General features: G+C 55.2%; 4 protein-coding genes. 2 read left to right on the top strand and 2 right to left on the bottom strand.

The features are described from left to right. Positions 1 to 142 precede the first annotated feature (142 nt). Together BQ17_RS09005 and BQ17_RS09000 are read left to right on the top strand one after the other, a co-directional pair. The gene (locus BQ17_RS09005; protein WP_089726303.1) at positions 143 to 1,042 is read left to right on the top strand and encodes a hypothetical protein; all 900 of its coding nucleotides are present in this window, start codon (positions 143 to 145) and stop codon (positions 1,040 to 1,042) included. An 87-nt stretch (positions 1,043 to 1,129) separates the two neighbouring features. Then, complete coding sequence (locus BQ17_RS09000) at positions 1,130 to 2,068, top strand: hypothetical protein (RefSeq protein WP_141699189.1); 939 nt, start codon at positions 1,130 to 1,132, stop codon at positions 2,066 to 2,068. A 332-nt stretch (positions 2,069 to 2,400) separates the two neighbouring features. Here BQ17_RS09000 and BQ17_RS08995 read toward each other — a convergent pair whose 3' ends face one another. Both BQ17_RS08995 and BQ17_RS08990 read right to left on the bottom strand, forming a co-directional pair. Then, positions 2,401 to 2,583, bottom strand: coding sequence for a hypothetical protein (locus BQ17_RS08995; protein ID WP_089726299.1), 183 nt, complete (start codon positions 2,581 to 2,583; stop codon positions 2,401 to 2,403). Positions 2,584 to 3,027: 444 nt separating this feature from the next. Beyond that, positions 3,028 to 4,044 (bottom strand): hypothetical protein, encoded by a 1,017-nt coding sequence (locus tag BQ17_RS08990; RefSeq protein ID WP_141699188.1) that lies wholly within the window; start codon positions 4,042 to 4,044, stop codon positions 3,028 to 3,030. Positions 4,045 to 4,341: the final 297 nt, after the last annotated feature.

Below are 4,341 nucleotides of genomic sequence, written 5' to 3'. Positions count from 1 at the left end.
ACTGATTAACTTGGTTTCTACTTCGGTAAGTTGGACCGGCTTTGGTCTGAGAACCATGGTTGACTCCTCATCGTGCTGGTCGAAGATAGGGAATAGTTTAACAAATACAGAACGTTAGGTGTTAACTTAATGGCATTGCGCTTTGACCAAGGACCAGAGCCTGTTCAATATCAGTGACAGAAAAGAGCTGCTGAAGGTTGTCTACGCCGGGCAGTTGGAGGACTATCAGGGCGACGAGTTGATCAAAATGCTGGATGGCATCGACCCCAAAATTCGGAGTAGCCTGACACAAGACCCGCCGGGGACCTGGACCAACCATGAAAAAGCCGCCCATGCTCTGCTGAAGGAATTCCTGATCAATAACAAGGAGATCGCCTTCGAGAAATTCCTCAATGTCGCCAAGGGCCTATACAGCAACGACTATAGCGTTATTGACTTTGCCGTCAATGATCTGGCGCCGGAAAAATCGGTGGCCCTGTGGTGTTCCAAGAGCTATGACCAGCTAAAGACCTGGTCCGAAACCCGCCTGCAAAAGGCCATGCAATTACATGGCATCGATGCCCGCACTGGTACACCTTCCGCAGAGGCCAAAACGCTGGCGGTGGAGATCGCGGATCTGGATAAGAAGATCAGCAAGCACGTATTCAAAATCGACGATGCGCTCAAGGACCAACTCAAGGACCTGACCCATGAGGGGAAAAAGGTCGAGTTTGAAAGAAAACTCAAGCAGAAAATCGGCGAGACCATGCTGAGCGAGCCGGAGAAATTCAAGGACCTCCATATCCCGCCATTCGACCTCTCTCGCAAGGGAGCTACGCTGCTGGCCGCAGCGGATATTGACTATCAGGACTATCTGACAACCGGCGTGGGCTATCATCGCTTCAGCGTTAGCGGGCTGGAATCCTACGCGGAAGCGAGCAACTTTATGCGCGACCTCTGGAAAACGACGACCGTGCAGCCGACCGGTACCGCCGCGGAGCGCAAGAGAGAAGAACGGGAATTGCTGGCGACATTAGAGTTGTTCCTGTTGTTAACCTATTGATATTTTAGGATACTTTCAAATTCTAAGGCCGACTGAGAGCGGAAAGAACTGGTTTTTTTGCTTTCAGCCAGCCCATGGAATATGAAAATGTATTGGAAATCAACCGGCCTCTCTTTCGGTTTATCCAAGACGGTCTCGAACAGCATCCAGACCGGTGTAACGGGCATGGATGATGCAGCCTTCAAAAAGCTGAATAAAGATAAACAGGCGGAGCTCACCGCTCAATTCAAACCGCAACAGGTGTTGTTTAAGAGCCTATATAAGATGGCGATGGCCGACAAGGTTTATGACCTGCTGGTCAAAGGGCCGACAGCTGTGGCCAACCTGCCCTTCGCGGATGATGTAAAAGTCGATAAAAACAAGCTGGAAGAAGAGAAAAAGCAACTGGCTATTGCCAATTCGCTGGTCGAGGCATTGGCCGAGAAGGGGCTGAAGGTCGATGCGGATTTCGATTACGGCGATACGGAAAAACTGATCGAACAAATCGCCGCAAAAATGCCGGGGGTGGAATTGACGCCGAAGGAAACCAGGGTATTAAAAGAGGAAGTGGAGACTAAGTTCACGGAGAAATGGGCGAACTTGACGGGCAAGGAAAAGGAGGAATTCTCCAAACTACCCTCCGAGGCGGAGCAAAAGAAATTCCTACTCGATAAAGACAAGGAAGCACGCCTGACGGAGAAAAAGGCGCCCTGGAAGGAAGATCTGAATGCGATGAGGACGCATTTTGAAGAGGAATGCGATGCGATCAAGGCGGAGGCGGAAAAGCAGGCGGAAAAGGATAGCAAGGAACTGGCGGCGGACATTGAAGCGATAACGGATGCTGATGCCGTGGAAAAGACCCTCGAGAAAAGTTCCTCCGACGACCAAAGGACCTCGAAGGAGAGTGCCGGGCCGGGTGATGACGGCTCCAAGATCGTTGGTCGCGCACTCGCGGCACGCCTCTATGGGAAGAAATCCAAGAAAAACAGGGAGCCGGAGAAGAAAGAGGAAGCCGCGCGGCGACGCCGCCGGACTTTGGGACAGTAAAATTGCAGCACCAACAAAATTAATACACTACCCCGCAATGCTCAAGCGGTCCGCACCGCGGACCCTACCCTAACCACTTGATTGGCTGTAGGGTCCACGGTGCGGACTGCTGGGATGTTGCAGGCATTTAATATGTGAAAACAATCGGTTAGAGCCAGTGTAGGTCGGGTAAGGTCAGGGACGACCGCCACCCGACATATAGCCGCGGCCACCGTGCAACTCACGGGGCGTGCCTTACCCGACCTACGCGGGTTAGTTACCCCCTAAAACATATAGGCCAATGGAGGCTATGAATTTGCAACATCAGTCGAAACTGGGTACCAGACTCGAACTTACTCATATTTTCTCTCTCCCCCAAACGGGACCTTTGTATCCTTGAGCAATGTCGGCGTGTCGATGAGCCTTACCTCTCCCTCTCCGATCAGGATCGCTGCCACTACACCAATGACGATGGCCAGTATCCCGAACAGGCCGAGAAGAAAACTGATGAGAAGGAAAACCGCTTCCGGTGTCATATGCTAGGTCCCCGTCCAAATCGAAGATACCGTGCGGGTTGTGGTGAATGGAAATCCATGCCGTGGCAGGATATCGATTCGCACCACGTAGAACGCCACCGTTTGGAATTATTCTCAATCGCGCTAGTCTATCATCCCGACCGCCGCAATTCCGTATCCAGGGCGTATTGACATTCAGCGAACCGCATCGATTGATAGGGGGCAGGGGACAGTTGTCAGGGGAGGTCCCCTGACAACTGCCCCCTGAGATGCGGTTCGCGCCACGTAGGGTGGGCTGTGCCCACCGGAAAACCACCCGCGCTTACCGCATCATCGATGCGGTTCGCGCCACCCGACAGTGCCATCCTGAAAGGTCTCCCGCGCTCACCGCATCCTACGCGTCCGGAAAAATTGCCAGGAAGGCAATAGGGGCGGCAGGCCGAACGGGGACAGGCGTAACCGGCCTCAAAGCGTAAGGAAGAGATCGGCCTTGCGGACAAGGTCCGGCCGCGGCAGGAGTTCGGCCCGGGGAAAACGCACCAGGGCCCCGATTCTGGTACCCTGGCCGGCGACCTGGATCTCGAAGAGGGGAACCTCGTTGCCGGTCTCGGTCCGATTGCCGTCCAGCTTGATCCCCATGCGGTTCAGGTGGATGGAGCTCAAATGCCCGCCGACGTATTGGGCCGGGTTCCCCAGGACATCGGCCACCAGCTCGAGACGGGATTCCAGGGACGCCAACCGGGGGATTTCCCGCGCGAGCGTTTCCCCGATCTCGTCGAGCTCCCGTTGCAGTTCTTGGCGAGACTCGCCGCTGTCTTCAGAGGCATTCCGGTTCAGACGGGTGACGAGAAAATTGCGACGATGCTCCAGCTCGGTGACCCTGATTTTCTCATCCCTGACCCGTTTGCGAATGTACGCCAGCAATCCGTTGAAGATGCAGCACTTGAGCGAATGCCTGGCCCCTGTCTCGCTGGTAGCGGGAGAAAGGACCTGGTGGTCGATAAAGTTCACGGTGGTCTGTATGACATCCTTGCGCACCGCGTCGCCGACCAATGACACCCCTAGCTGCCGGTGCTCTTCTATTTTCATGCACAGGAGCGCCCAATACGCCTCGGCATCAGGGTTGGCCTCCAGCAGCTCATGGACCTCCGCGCTCCGGCTGAACACCGCTTGCAAGTGGTTGGGATCGGCGAAAAAGGCGTTGACCCGGGGATCCCCGGAGAACGCAGCCCGGCTGCACAGGATAGCTCCGGGGACTGCTTCGACAAGCCCGTCGATGTAGCGAAAGGTTGTCGCGACCGGTTCTCTCAAACGCCGGGAGTAGCCGGATAGAAAACGTAGACGGCTGTAGGTCTCGTTCACTACGTGCTCGACCGCCTGTGCCAGGGTGCCGTTGCAGGACGGCTCGGTAGCCTCCGCGTCGTCCCAAGGCTTGAAGGCCCCGCCGAAACGCGAGAACATCTCCTGCAGAAAAGACCCCATCCTCCCCCTCACTCGTGATCGTTCGTTGGCGTTGAAACCGGGCCGCGTGCGGCAGACAGCCTAAGAGGCTGTCCAAAAACCAACCCATTGATATTGTTTGATATGGCGTGACCAATCCGATCGAAATAATGCCCTTGATCCCCCCTCTCCCCAGCCCTCTCCAAGCCTCTCTCCCGAGGGGGGCGAGGGAGCCAACCGGGCATTACAAGCAGTTAGTTCTTAGGGGGCGTTCTCAATTGAGCTGAATCCTCATGAAAATCAAGCACATCAGGCCCATGCAGCAGCGGCTACGAGTTT

This window comes from Candidatus Thiosymbion oneisti (assembly GCF_900092655.1).
GTDB lineage: Bacteria > Pseudomonadota > Gammaproteobacteria > Chromatiales > Chromatiaceae > Thiosymbion > Thiosymbion oneisti.
The sequence above is the reverse complement of the archived record's forward strand: the minus strand, read 5'-3'. Positions and strand labels throughout refer to the sequence as shown.